Source organism: Actinomycetospora flava (genome assembly GCF_037400335.1).
Lineage (GTDB): Bacteria > Actinomycetota > Actinomycetes > Mycobacteriales > Pseudonocardiaceae > Actinomycetospora > Actinomycetospora flava.
The window spans coordinates 59,508-71,598 of sequence record NZ_JBBEGM010000004.1 but is presented as its reverse complement, the minus strand read 5'-3'; the positions used below and the strand labels follow the sequence as shown (position 1 = coordinate 71,598).

Annotated in this window: 11 protein-coding genes; 5 read left to right on the top strand and 6 right to left on the bottom strand. The window is 73.5% G+C overall.

The genetic code is table 11. The features are described 5' to 3' along the window. Positions 1-117: 117 nt before the first annotated feature. Both ctaC and WCD58_RS12010 read left to right on the top strand, forming a co-directional pair. Positions 118-1,020, top strand: coding sequence for an aa3-type cytochrome oxidase subunit II (ctaC, locus tag WCD58_RS12015; RefSeq protein WP_337703037.1), 903 nt, complete (start codon positions 118-120; stop codon positions 1,018-1,020). Between the two features lie 7 nt (positions 1,021-1,027). Beyond that, entirely contained in the window at positions 1,028-1,426 is a 399-nt protein-coding gene (locus WCD58_RS12010) for a cytochrome c oxidase subunit 4 (RefSeq protein WP_133827907.1), read from the top strand. A gap of 898 nt (positions 1,427-2,324) precedes the next feature. On the opposite strand, the gene qcrB is transcribed toward WCD58_RS12010, so the two are convergent. The 4 genes from qcrB to ctaE all read right to left on the bottom strand — a co-directional run bounded on the left by qcrB (position 2,325) and on the right by ctaE (position 6,756). Beyond that, a complete protein-coding gene (gene qcrB / locus WCD58_RS12005) occupies positions 2,325-4,001 on the bottom strand; it encodes a cytochrome bc1 complex cytochrome b subunit (protein WP_337703032.1) in 1,677 nt (558 codons plus the stop codon). Continuing rightward, positions 3,998-5,227, bottom strand: coding sequence for a cytochrome bc1 complex Rieske iron-sulfur subunit (gene qcrA, locus WCD58_RS12000; RefSeq protein ID WP_337703030.1), 1,230 nt, complete (start codon positions 5,225-5,227; stop codon positions 3,998-4,000). The genes qcrB and qcrA overlap by 4 nt, the downstream gene beginning before the upstream one ends. After that, positions 5,224-6,048, bottom strand: a complete 825-nt coding sequence (gene qcrC / locus WCD58_RS11995; RefSeq protein WP_337703028.1) for a cytochrome bc1 complex diheme cytochrome c subunit — start codon at positions 6,046-6,048, stop codon at positions 5,224-5,226. Before qcrC ends, qcrA begins: the two co-directional genes overlap by 4 nt. 84 nt (positions 6,049-6,132) lie before the next feature. Continuing rightward, positions 6,133-6,756, bottom strand: coding sequence for an aa3-type cytochrome oxidase subunit III (gene ctaE / locus WCD58_RS11990; RefSeq protein ID WP_337703026.1), 624 nt, complete (start codon positions 6,754-6,756; stop codon positions 6,133-6,135). Positions 6,757-7,033: 277 nt separating this feature from the next. Between ctaE and WCD58_RS11985 the strand changes: the two genes are divergently transcribed. Together WCD58_RS11985 and trpD are read left to right on the top strand one after the other, a co-directional pair. Then, a complete protein-coding gene (locus tag WCD58_RS11985; protein ID WP_337703024.1) occupies positions 7,034-7,450 on the top strand; it encodes a response regulator in 417 nt (138 codons plus the stop codon). Next, positions 7,447-8,514, top strand: coding sequence for an anthranilate phosphoribosyltransferase (gene trpD, locus WCD58_RS11980; protein ID WP_337703022.1), 1,068 nt, complete (start codon positions 7,447-7,449; stop codon positions 8,512-8,514). The genes WCD58_RS11985 and trpD overlap by 4 nt, the downstream gene beginning before the upstream one ends. Here trpD and WCD58_RS11975 read toward each other — a convergent pair. Both WCD58_RS11975 and WCD58_RS11970 read right to left on the bottom strand, forming a co-directional pair. Further along, entirely contained in the window at positions 8,511-8,789 is a 279-nt protein-coding gene (locus WCD58_RS11975) for an Lrp/AsnC family transcriptional regulator (RefSeq protein WP_337703020.1), read from the bottom strand. The genes trpD and WCD58_RS11975 overlap by 4 nt on opposite strands. A 34-nt stretch (positions 8,790-8,823) precedes the next feature. After that, positions 8,824-10,566 carry a DEDD exonuclease domain-containing protein gene (locus WCD58_RS11970; RefSeq protein WP_337703018.1) on the bottom strand — a complete coding sequence of 581 codons (1,743 nt, stop codon included), beginning with the start codon at positions 10,564-10,566 and terminating at the stop codon, positions 8,824-8,826. Between the two features lie 148 nt (positions 10,567-10,714). On the opposite strand from WCD58_RS11970, the gene WCD58_RS11965 reads away from it, so the two are divergent. Then, on the top strand, positions 10,715-12,073 hold the full coding sequence (locus tag WCD58_RS11965; RefSeq protein ID WP_337703016.1) for an NYN domain-containing protein: 1,359 nt from the start codon (positions 10,715-10,717) through the stop codon (positions 12,071-12,073). The last annotated feature ends 18 nt before the right edge of the window (positions 12,074-12,091 follow it).

The following is a 12,091-nucleotide window of genomic DNA, read 5'->3' as shown; positions in this document are numbered from 1 at the left end:
GCTCACCACGCCGACGCCGGGCTGTATGACCAGCGCGGACGTGGGGGCACCGCCCGAGAAGGAAGGCAGCCAGCAGTGCGCCGAGATGGGACGCCGGTCCGGAGCCGCACCGGTCGCGTGCGCCGGACCGTGGGCCTGGCCGTCGCGGCCGTCGCCGTGGCCGTGACCACCTCCGGCTGCTCCGTCGAGGAGGTCCTGCGCTTCGGCTGGCCCGTCGGCGTGACGCCCGAGGCCACCCAGATGCGTGTCCTGTGGACCTGGGCCGCGGTCGCCGCCCTCGTCGTCGGCGTGCTGGTCTGGGGGGCGACGGCCTGGACCGTCGCGTTCCACCGCAAGAAGGCCGGCGAGTCGGACCTGCCGCGGCAGTTCCAGTACAACCTGCCGCTCGAGCTGGTGCTCACGGTCGTCCCGCTGATCATCGTCGCGGTGCTCTTCTACTTCACCGTCGTCGTGCAGAACGTGGTCGACCGGAACGCGTCGGGCGACGAGCTGCAGGTCGACATCGTCGGCTTCCAGTGGAACTGGGAGTTCAGCTACCCCGAGACACCGGGGCCGAACGGTGAACCGGTGGGCGTCGTCGGCACCACCACCCAGGTGCCGATCCTGGTGCTGCCGACCGACCGGGCAATCGCCTTCACGCAGGAGTCGCAGGACGTCATCCACTCGTTCTGGGTGCCGGAGTTCCTGTTCAAGCGCGACGTCATTCCGAACCCGGCCGAGAACGACCAGAAGAACACCTGGGTGATCGACCGGATCGAGCGGCCCGGCGCCTTCGTCGGCCGCTGCGCGGAGTTCTGCGGCGCGTACCACTCGATGATGAACTTCGAGGTCCGCGCCCTGCCGCCCGCACAGTTCGACCAGTTCCTGCGTCTTCGCGGGCAGGTCAACCCGCAGACCGGCCAGGGCTACACCACCCCGGAGGCCCTGCAGGCGCTGAACTGCGGCGAGCTCTGCAACCCGCAGGCGATCACGACGCCGCCGTTCGACCAGAGCCCCACCTCGCAGATCGCCGTCAAGTGAGGACCCGATGAGAGTCGAATCCCGCATCTTCGAGATCCTCACCGTCTTCTGCTTCGTCTGCGCGATCGTGTACGGCATCCTCTCGGGCGAGGAGGTCGGCATCGTCGCCCTGACGCTGACCGGCGGCCTCACCCTGATCATCGGGACGTACTTCCGCTTCGTGGCGCGCCGCCTCGAGGAGCGCCCCGAGGACAACCCGGAGGCCGAGGTCTCCGACGGCGCCGGCGACCTGGGCTTCTTCAGCCCGGGCAGCTACTGGCCGATCGCCGTCGCCGGCGGCACCGCCATGACGGGCCTCGGGATCGCCCTGTGGCAGTGGTGGCTGATCGTCCTCGCCGGCATCGGCCTGATCATCGCCATCTGCGGCCTCGTCTTCGAGTACCACGCGGGCCCCGAGGCGCACTGACGCCGTATCACACGCCCCGGCCCCGCTCCGCGCGTCGGAGCGGGGCCGTGGTGTTTCTACGGGGGCTTTCCGGGTATCTGAGACGCCCTGTGCGGGCCTCGGGCGCCGTGAGCGGACTCCGGGGTCAGGCGGCGGGTGGTGGGCGTGTGGCCCGGGGGTTGGCGCGAGCGGCACGGTGCTCATGGTCGGCGAGCTCGCCGCCCTGCCGAATGTGCCTGTCGTGTCCCGGGCGCCGGCGCCGTGGTGGTCAGGGGCGCGACATCGACCTCCGCGCGACGCCGAGGGTGCATGAGGCGCTCCTGATCACGGCGTCAGGGGCCTCGGGCGCTCCCTGGACGCCTTCGTCCCTTGTGGGTCCCGCGGTGCCCCGCCCGTGCCCTTGGGTCGGCAACGAACGCGCCGTTCGCTGCTTCTGCGCGAGCGAACGGCGCGTTCGTGTCATGGCGCGGGGTGGGGCGGCGGCTCGGGCCCGGCGCGAGCGGCACGGTGCGCATGATCGACGGGTCGGCGGCCTGCCGAACGTGCTTGGCAGGCGCGTGCCGGGCGCCGGCGCCGCGATGATCAGGGGCGCGCTATCGACCTTCGCGCGCCGCCGAGGGTGCATGAGGCGCTCCTGATCACCCGCGTTACGGGCCCTCGGAGCCCCAGACCCCCAAGCGCTGACCGAGCTGGCGGATTCTCTGACGTTCAACGTCAGCGTGGCCGCCACGCTGACACACGCTGTGCGTCCGATCAGCCGCCCGCCGGCGTGTCGCGCCGGCGAGCGTGTGGCGATCCTGGCGTCACATGCCAGCGATGCCGCATCGCTCGCACAGGCAGCGATGAACGACCTATGAACGACGACGGGCCGGGAGCGTCGTGGTGACGCCCCCGGCCCGTCGTGGGTCGTGCCGAGTGCCTACTCCTGGATGTCGCGGGGGCGGCCGGCGTCCGGACGGCCCGCGAGCTCGCGGCTCTCGCTCGGCTCCACCTGGAGCGGGTCCTTGCCGCCGCCGCCGAGGGCGTCCTGCTCCTCGGGCGGGTCGGGGCGGAACCAGCCGCCCTTGAGGGGCTGGCCGGCCGAGCCGAGGTCGTTCATCCGCTTGGGCACCTTGGCGCCCTGGTACTCGAGCGGGATGGCGTGGCCGTGGTCGTCGACGCCGCCGAGGGGCTGGTGCACCTCGATGAACTCGCCGTGCGGCAGGCGCTTGATGTGCCCGGTCTCGATGCCGTGCTCGAGCACCTCGCGGTCGCTGCGCTGGAGGCCCAGGCAGATGCGGTAGGTCGCGAAGTACACGAGCGGCGGCAGCACGAGCAGGCCGATGCGCCCGATCCACGTCATCACGTTCAGGGAGATGTCGAACGTGTAGGCGAAGATGTCGTTGCCGCAGGCCAGGACCAGCCAGAAGTAGAACGACATCGCCATCATGCCGGTGGCCGTGCGGACGGGGACGTCGCGCGGGCGCTGCAGCAGGTTGTGGTGGGCGTCGTCGCCGGTCAGCTTGCGCTCGAGCAGCGGGTAGAGCGCCAGCAGGGTGGTGAGGATGCCCATCCCGATCACGGCCGGGAAGAAGATCGCCGGGATCGTGTACCGGCCGAACAGGTACATCTCCCACGACGGCCACAGCCGGACCGCGCCGTCGAACACCGCCATGTACCAGTCGGGCTGGGACCCGGCGGAGACCTGTGTCGGGTCGTACGGGCCGAGCTTCCAGATCGGGTTGATCTGGAACATGCCCGACATCATCGCCATCGCGCCGACCGAGACGACCATGAAGCCGCCGGCCTTGGTGGCGAACGTCGGCAGGATGCGGACGCCGACGACGTTGCGCTCGGTGCGCCCCGGCCCGGGGAACTGCGTGTGCTTCTGGAACCACACGAGCGCCACGTGGACCGCGATGACCGCCGTGATGAGCCCGGGCAGCAGGAACACGTGGACGATGTACAGGCGCGGGATGATGATCGTTCCCGGGAACTCGCCGCCGAGGATCGCCCAGTGCAGCCAGGTGCCGATCACGGGGATCGACAGGACGATCGCCGAGAGGCCGGTGCGCAGGCCCGTGCCGGAGAGCAGGTCGTCGGGCAGCGAGTAGCCGAGGAAGCCCTCGATCATGCCGGTGAGCAGCAGGACGACGCCGAGCACCCAGTTGGTCTCGCGCGGGCGGCGGAACGCTCCGGTGAAGAACGTCCGCATCATGTGCGCGATCATCGCGGCGACGAACAGCAGCGCCGCCCAGTGGTGGACCTGGCGGATGAACAGGCCGCCGCGGACGTCCATCGAGATGTTCACGGTCGACTCGTAGGCCATCGACACCGTGACGCCCCGGAGGCCGGGGTAGACGCCCTCGTACGTGGTCTCGGCCATGGAGGGGTCGTAGAAGATCGCCAGCCAGGTGCCCGAGATCAGCAGCACGATGAAGCTGTACATCGCGACTTCGCCGAGCATGAAGGACCAGTGCGTCGGGAAGACCTTGTTGATCTGCCGACGGATGCCGCCCGCGGGGTGGACGCGGCTGTCGACCTCGTCGGCGGCGGTGCCGGCGAGCTTCATCGCCAGGCCGCCACCCTTGCGCGTGGGTGTGGTGATCGAGCTCATGAGTTGCGCTCCCAGAACGCCGGACCCACCGGTTCGATGAAGTCGCTGCGTGCGTACAGGTACCCCTGATCGTCCACCGCGATCGGCAGTTGCGCCAGTGGACGGGTCGCCGGACCGAAGACGGGCTTGGCGTACTCGTTGGCCTGGAACTGCGACTGGTGGCAGGGGCACAGGATGCGGTTCGTCTGGTCCTCGTACAGCGACGTGGGGCACCCCATGTGGCTGCAGATCTTCGAGTAGGCGAACAGCGTGCCGTAGTTGAAGTCCTCCTGACCCGCGCGCTTGATCACCGCGACGTTCGGCCGGAGGCGGATGAGCATGACCGGCGAGTCCGACGAGCGGACGCCCTCGGCGACGTGCTCGGGGTCGACCAGCTCCTCCTCGGGCAGCACGACCTCGGTGCCCGTCGTGCCCGCACGCAGGAACTCCTCGAGGACCGCCGGGTCGCGGACCTCGTCGGCGTGGAACGGGAAGACCGTCTCCATCGCGCCGGGCTCGAGGTCGTTGGCGCGCACCAGCACGACGTCGCGCGCGTTCCCGTTGAACTTGCGGACGTAGACCCGCTCGCCGTGCTTCGACCTCCAGTCGGTGACGAGGAGCGGCGAGTCGGGTCCCTCCTTCCACGGGTTCTTGACCAGGCCGCCGAACGCGGCGACGAGGACGCCGAGACCCAGCACGCCGCCGGCCGCGCCCATGGAGCGGTAGATCAGCTTGCGGCGCGAGAGACCGCTCTGCTGGCCGGTCTGGACGAGGCGCGCGGCGGCGGTGCGCCGGTCGATCTCCGGCGAACGCCCGTCGTGGCGCTGCTGGATCGTCAGGTCCTCGGGCAGCAGCTTCTTCGAGTAGGCGATGACGCCCATGCCCACGGCGAAGACCGAGAGCCCGAACGTGACGCCGATGATCGGCGTGTAGAGCGCGTAGATCCAGGCGCCCTCCTCGGTGGGCGAGCGGTACTCCCACGGCCACGCGATGAACGCGACGAGGAAGAGGATCCCGGAGATCAGGGCGAGGATGAACCACCCGGCGACCTGGCGCTCGGCGCGCTTCTCGGCGCGGGTCCCGGGGACCGGGAAGCGCTCGCGGGACGAGACGACCTCGATGTCGTCGATCTGGTTGCCCAGACGGACGAGGTCGTCGGTGCTCATCTGCGCGAGCTCCTCGTCCGAGGGGATGCGCGGCGAGGCGTCCGCGTGGTCGGACTGGGAGTCGGCGGGGCGCGTGCTCACTGGCGGCTTCCGATCCAGAGGGAGATACCGATCAGGGCGGCGAGGCCGACGAAGAACGCCACGATGCCCTCGGGCACCGGGCCGAACCCGCCGAGACCGTTGCCACCGGGGTTCGCGCCGGTGTTGTTGCTCGACACCGACTTGATGTAGCCGATGATGTCGCGCTTCTCCTCGGGGGAGAGCTGCGAGTCGGCGAACGTGGGCATGTTCGCCGGCCCGGACAGCATCGCCGCGTAGATCTGCGACTCGTTGGCCGGGTCGAGGTTCGGCGCGAACTTGCCCTGCGAGAGGGCGCCGCCGCGGCCGGTGAAGTTGTGGCAGGAGGCGCAGTTGAGGCGGAACAGCTCGCCGCCGCGGCCGAGCTCCTCGCCGCGCAGGGCCTCGCCGCGCTCCTCGGGCAGCACCGGGCCGCCGCCGTTGGCCTGGATGAAGGCGCCGAGGGCGTCGACCTGCGCCTCGTCGTAGCGCGGGGGCTTGCGCTCCGCGGCCGCCCCCTGGGCGGCGAGCGGCATCCGGCCGGTGGAGACCTGGTAGTAGACCGAGGCCTCGCCGACGCCGACGAGGCTCGGACCGCGTCCCTGGACACCCTGCAGGTTGCTGCCGTGGCAGGTGATGCAGGAGTTGTCGTAGATCTGCTGACCCTCGCGCACGATGGCCGGGTCGGCCGCGATCGCCTGGTCGGGCTCCGGGGTGAACACCGTGTAGAGGCCGCCGACGGCGACCAGGGCCACGCCCAGGGCGAGCAGCCCGGAGAGGCGCCGGCGCATCTTGGACCCGCGCCGCACCGGCGTGCGGGCGGGCTGCGGCTTCTCGTCACTCATCGGGTGCCCAACCTCGAGCTCTCCTCGCCGTGGGTGGTGGTCCTGGCGGTCGTGTGGTGGTCCGTGCGGGGTCGCGGCCATCGATCAGCGGATGAAGTAGATGACGGCGAACAGGCCGATCCAGACGACGTCCACGAAGTGCCAGTAGTACGAGACGACGATCGCGGCGGTGGCCTGCGCCGGCGTGAACCGACTGAGGAACGTCCGGGCTATGAGCAGCACGAACGCGATCAGGCCGCCCGTGACGTGCAGGGCGTGGAAGCCGGTCGTGATGTAGAAGACCGAGCCGTACGAGCTGCTGGAGATCGTCGTCGCGTGCTCGGTGACCAGCGTGTAGTACTCGAAGACCTGCCCGAGCACGAAGACCGTGCCCATCACGAACGTGACGGCGTACCAGCGCCGCAGCCCGAACACGTCACCGCGCTCGGCCGCGAACACGCCGTACTGGCAGGTGAACGACGAGGCCACGAGGATGATCGTGTTGACCAGCGCGTACGGCACGTCGAGCTCGGTCGGCTCCGGTGGCCATCCCTCGGTCGCGTTCGCGCGCGCGACGAAGTACATGGCGAACAGCCCGGCGAAGAACATCAGCTCGCTGGAGAGCCAGATGATGGTCCCCACGCTCACGACGTTGGGCCGGTTGAGGGAGTGAATCCTCGCGCTGAAGGAAGGCGCCGGCGCACCCTGGGCGGTCGTCACGGGCGACATGATGACACCTCGGGCCGACGCCAGCCCGTCGGGGCGAGGCCCGGACGTGTCGCCCCGCGGCCGGTGTCGGGACGGGCCCCGGACCCGCGCCGACCTGCACCGCCTCTCACCTGCGAGTTCTCCTACCAGTCGTCGTACGTCGGATCGTCGTACCGATCTCGGCGCTCGTCGCCAGGTGGTCGTGGGGGTGGGTGCCGCCCGCTAGCATCCGGCGCATGTGGGACACGCAGCGGAGCGGAGCTGGACCGTTCAGCACGGACACGGAGCGCAGCGCGCGATGACGGCACCGGGGTCGACGCTCACGGTCGTCGTGATGAGCCACCGACCGGAGGTCCGCGAGGCGATCGCCGGCGCCGTCGGACGCCGCCCGGCGCCGGACCTCCCGCGGCTGCGGTTCGTGGAGGCGGGCAACGTCGCCGACGTGCTGGGCGCGGCCGACGCGGGCGAGATCGACCTCGCGGTGCTCGACGGCGAGGCGCAGCCGACCGGCGGCATGGGCGTCTGCCGCCAGCTCAAGAACGAGAGCGACGACCCCCCGCCGGTGATCGTCGTCGTGCGCCGCCGCGACGACCACTGGCTCGCGACGTGGTCGCAGGCCGACGCCGTCCTGGTGCAGCCGCTCGACCCGGTGACCGCGGCCGAGACCGTCGCCACCGTCCTGCGCGAGCGCACGAGCCCGGCCGTCCGCGGGTGACCGCGCCGGCCGGGGCTCCGAGTTGGCCCGGACTCATCGGCCGGCTGCTCGCGGGCCAGGATCTCGCCGCGGACGACACCGAGTGGGCGATGGACCAGGTGATGTCCGGGGAGGCGTCGCCCGCGCAGGTGGCCGGGTTCGTCGTGGCGCTGCGCGCGAAGGGGGAGACGGCCCCCGAGATCGCCGGGCTCGCGACGGCGATGCTCGCCCACGCGCGCCCGGTCGACGTGCCGGGGCCCGTCGTCGACATCGTCGGCACCGGCGGCGACGGCGCCCACACGGTGAACATCTCCACGATGTCCGCGCTGGTGATGGCTGCGGCGGGCGCGCGGGTGGTCAAGCACGGCGGGCGGGCGGCCTCCTCGCAGAGCGGGTCGGTCGACGTCCTCGAGGCGCTCGGCGTCCCGGTCGACCTCGGTCCCGACGCGGTCGCCCGCTGCGTCGACGAGGTCGGCATCGGGTTCTGCTTCGCCCAGGTCTTCCACCCGGCGATGCGACACGCGGGCCCCGTGCGCGGGCAGCTCGGCGTGCCCACCGCGTTCAACCTGCTCGGGCCGCTGACCAACCCGGCGCGCCCGGGCGCGGCGCTCATCGGGTGCGCCGACGTGCGGTTCGCGCCGATCCTCGCCGAGGTCCTGGCCGCGCGCGGCGACCGCGCGGTGGTGGTGCGCGGCGACGACGGGCTCGACGAGGTCACCACCGCCACGACCACCACGGTCTGGCACGCGGGCCCCGGCGGCGTGCGCGTCGAGACCCTCGATCCCACGGCGCTCGGCGTGCCCGTGTCCGGGGCGGGCGACCTGCGCGGCGGCGACGCGGCGCACAACGCCGCCGTGGCGCGCGCGGTGTTCGCGGGCGAGCACGGGCCGGTCCGCGACGCGGTGCTGCTCAACGCCGGGGCGGCGCTCGCGGCCTACGAGGAGGCCGTCACCGGGACAGCGATGACCGACCTGCACGCGGGCGTGGCGGCCGGGCAGCGCCGGGCGGCCGAGGCCGTCGACTCGGGCGCGGCGACCGCGCTGCTGGAGCGCTGGTCGGCGGTGGCCCGGTCCGTGCGGGGTTAGTCGAGTCCCACGGAGAAGGCCGACGCGTCGTCCCGCGAGGAGTACGAGCGGAAGGCGATGTGGGTGGTCGTGCTCTGCACGCCGGCCACCTTCGACAGGCCGCCCGCGATGGCGTCGGCGAGCTGCTCGTGCTCGCGGACGCGGACCACGGCGACGAGGTCGACGTCGCCCGCGCAGGAGTAGACCTCCGCGACGCCGTCGAGGTCGGCGATCGCCTGCGCGGTCTCGGGGATGCGGTCGGCGTCGGCGTGCACCAGCACGAAGGCCGTGATCACGGGCGCTCCTCGTTGCTCGGGGGTGCGGGGCAGTCTAGGGCGGTTCGCCCGGCGCCCCCACGGGATCACGGCGCGCCTCGCGGGCGCGTCCCACCCACCCGGCCCACGCGCCCGCGCCGGCGGCGGGCATGGCCCACGGCGTGGTGGTGCGCACCATGCGCGTGCCGGGGCGCTCGAGCCACCGCGTGACCACGGCGACCTCCTCGGGCGGCGCGCCCCGCAGCGGCCCGTCGGCGGGGATCACCGTCTCGGCGGACGCGACGAGCGCCTCGACCACCGGCATCGGCGGCACCCCGCGCCGGGCTCGCCCCGCGGCGGCGAGGCGGCCGTGGCGGACGACGGCGAGGTCCCAGCCGCGGGCGCCGTCGGGGCGCGCGGCGATCATCTCGGGCGCGCCGGCCACCGACGACAGCCGCTGCACCCTCCCGAGCGCGGCGGCGAGGTCGGCGAGGCGGTCGCGGTGGGCGGCGGCGTCCTCGAAGCGCTGCGCATCGGCGAGCGCGCCCACCGCCGCCGAGAGCCTCCGCAGCCCGGCGTCGTCGGCGCCGCGGACGAGCGCGCGGGTGTCGGCGACCACGGGGCGGTAGGCCTCGACGTCCACGTGCCCGGCGCACGGGGCGCCGCAGCGGCCCATCTCGTGCAGGGCGCACGGCGTTCCCGCGGCGCCGCGGGTCGGGATCCGCTGGGTGCACGGGCGCAGCGGCAGCGCGTCCTGGATCGCCTCGACGGCGCTGACCGCGTCCGGGCGGCGCCCGAACGGCCCGACGGCGTCGGCGCGGGGCGTGCGGACCACCGACAGGCGCGGGAACGGCTCGTCGGTGAGCGCGACCCACCAGCCGCGGTGGGGAAAGCGCGAGCGCCGGTTGTAGCGGGGGGCGTGCCCGGCGAGCAGGCGCAGCTCGCGGACCTCGGCCTCGAGGGCCGTCGAGCAGACCACCCAGTCGACCCGCTCGACGAGGCCGATCATCTCCTTCATGCGCGCCCGCTTGTCGCCGCCGGTGAAGTACGAGCGCACGCGTCGCCGCAGGTCGCGGCTGGTGCCGACGTAGAGCACCTCGTCGCCGGGCCCGCGGAAGAGGTAGACCCCGGGCTCCTCGGGGACGGCGTCGGCGAGGTGGCGCTTGGCGCGCTGGGCGGGGCTGACCTCGACCTGGAGCGCCAGGAGGTCCTCGAGCGTCGAGACCCCCCGCCCGCCGACCCGCTCGAGCAGGCCGTGCAGGACGTCGACGGTGGCCTTCGCGTCGTCGAGGGCGCGGTGGATCGGGCGCGTCCGCGCGTGGAAGAGGGTCGCCAGCGCCGAGAGCCGGCACGACGGCGCCTCGTCGCGGGTGAGCACGCGGCGGCCCAGCCGCGCCGTGCACACGACCGCGGGACGGGCCCACGACGGCCCGTGGCGCCGGCAGGCCGCGCGGAGGTGGCCGATGTCGAACGGGGCGTTGTGGGCGACGAGGACCGCGCCGGCACAGAACTCGAGGAACGCGCCGAGCACGTCGGGCAGCCGCGGGGCGTCGCGGACCATCGCCGTGGTGATCCCGGTGAGCGACACGATCTGGGGCGGCACCGCGACCCCCGGGTCGACGAGCGTGGCGAACTCGCCGACGACCTCCCCGCCACGCACCTTGATCGCGCCGATCTCGGTGATCGCGTCCGAGTCGGGCGGCCCGCCCGTGGTCTCCAGGTCGAGCACGACGAACGTGACCGCCGACAGCGGCGTGCCGAGCTCGCCGAACGAGAGCTGGGGGTCCGGACCGGTGACCGGACGGGCGGGAGCGTCCATCGCCGGCGGACGCTAGGCCCGACCCCCGACAGTCCCGGCCGTGTCAGCGACGTGGCGTCGCAGACACTGGACGTCCGTAACGCCACGCGCTCGATCGGGGTGGCGACGCCCGGCTCCGGCGCGCGGGTCGGGTCTAGCCTGACCGGTCATGGAGGAGGGCGCCGTCGAGCCGGAGGAGCCGGGGGAGGACGACGACGTCGCCGCCCGGTCCGCCGTGCGGGTCCGGCTGCTCGAGACCGCCCCGGAGACGGTGCGCGCGAAGGTCGCCGAACTGGTGGCCGTCGCCGTCGGGAACCTGCCCGTCTCCGAGCTCCCGCCGCCGGTCCGCCCGGTCGCCCGGTTCGCGCCCGCCAAGCGCGCCCGGGCCGGCGCCGGCCCGCTGCTCGGCGCGCTGAGCAGCACCACGGGGTTCGCCACCCTCGTCGTCGACTGGTGGACCGAGGAGCGCCCCACCGACTGGCACCCGCCGGCGCCCGACCCGGTGCACGCCGCCGCCGTCGCCGTCCTGGAGGGTCGCGAGGAGGGCTCCGGGCTGGTCCGCGACGCGGGGGAGCGCGCGGACGCGGGACGGGCGCGCGCCGAGCGGGACGCCGCGCTCGCCCGCGCCGAGCGCCTCGAGGCCGACGTCCGCCGACTGACCGCCGAGCGCGACCACGCCCGCGCCGCGGTCGACACGGCCGCCGAGGAGAACCGCGACGAGATCGCCAAGCTCCGCGCCCGGCTGCGCGAGCAGGGCACCCGGGTCCGCCGGGCCGAGGACGAGGCCGCCGAGCTCCGGGCCGCCCGCGAGGCCGGCGACGGCGGGCTGCGCGCCGAGCTCGAGGAGCTGCGCCGCGACCGCGACCGCCAGCGCGAGCTCGCCGCGGCCGCCGAGGACCGCGCCCGGCGCGCCGCCGACGACCTGGCGAACGCCCGGCGCGCGTCGGTCGAGGCCCGGCGCGCGGACGACGCCCGGCTCGCGCTGCTCGTCGACACCGTCGCGGGAGCCGCCGAGGGCCTGCGCCAGGAGCTCGGCCTGCGCAGCGGCGACACTGGGGCCCGGCCGGCCGAGCTGGTCGGCGCCGGGTCCGGGACGACGCCCAAGGCGCGCGTCACCGACCCCGCCGCGCTGGACCGGCTGCTCGCGCTGCCCGAGGTGCACCTCGTCGTCGACGGCTACAACGTCACCAAGACCGGCTGGCCGGAGCTGTCGCTCGCGGCCCAGCGCGAGCGGCTCGTGGCCGCCCTGGCCCCGCTCACGGCGCGGACGGGCGCGGAGACGACGCTCGTGTTCGACGGGGCCGGGATCACCGGGGTGCCGACGCACTCGGTGCGCGGGGTGCGGGTGCTGTTCAGCGACCCCGGGGTGCTCGCCGACGACCTCATCCGCCACCTGGTCGGCGCCGAGCCGGAGGGGCGCCCGCTGGTCGTCGTGACCTCGGATCGCGCCGTCGTCGACTCGGTGCGCCGTCAGGGCGCCCACCCGGTGCCGTCGAGCGTCCTGCTGACCCGGTTGTCCCGCATCTGACCTGCGCTTCCCGTCTCG

What these genes read in the sequence shown, in the direction of transcription:
- WCD58_RS12010 (WP_133827907.1), top strand. Translation starts at nt 1,028, where the DNA reads ATGAGAGTCGAATCCCGCATCTTCGAGATCCTCACCGTCTTCTGCTTC.
- WCD58_RS11985 (WP_337703024.1), top strand. Translation starts at nt 7,034, where the DNA reads ATGACGGCACCGGGGTCGACGCTCACGGTCGTCGTGATGAGCCACCGA.
- qcrC (WP_337703028.1), bottom strand. Translation starts at nt 6,048, where the DNA reads ATGAGTGACGAGAAGCCGCAGCCCGCCCGCACGCCGGTGCGGCGCGGG.
- WCD58_RS11965 (WP_337703016.1), top strand. Translation starts at nt 10,715, where the DNA reads ATGGAGGAGGGCGCCGTCGAGCCGGAGGAGCCGGGGGAGGACGACGAC.
- WCD58_RS11970 (WP_337703018.1), bottom strand. Translation starts at nt 10,566, where the DNA reads ATGGACGCTCCCGCCCGTCCGGTCACCGGTCCGGACCCCCAGCTCTCG.
- qcrB (WP_337703032.1), bottom strand. Translation starts at nt 4,001, where the DNA reads ATGAGCTCGATCACCACACCCACGCGCAAGGGTGGCGGCCTGGCGATG.
- ctaE (WP_337703026.1), bottom strand. Translation starts at nt 6,756, where the DNA reads ATGTCGCCCGTGACGACCGCCCAGGGTGCGCCGGCGCCTTCCTTCAGC.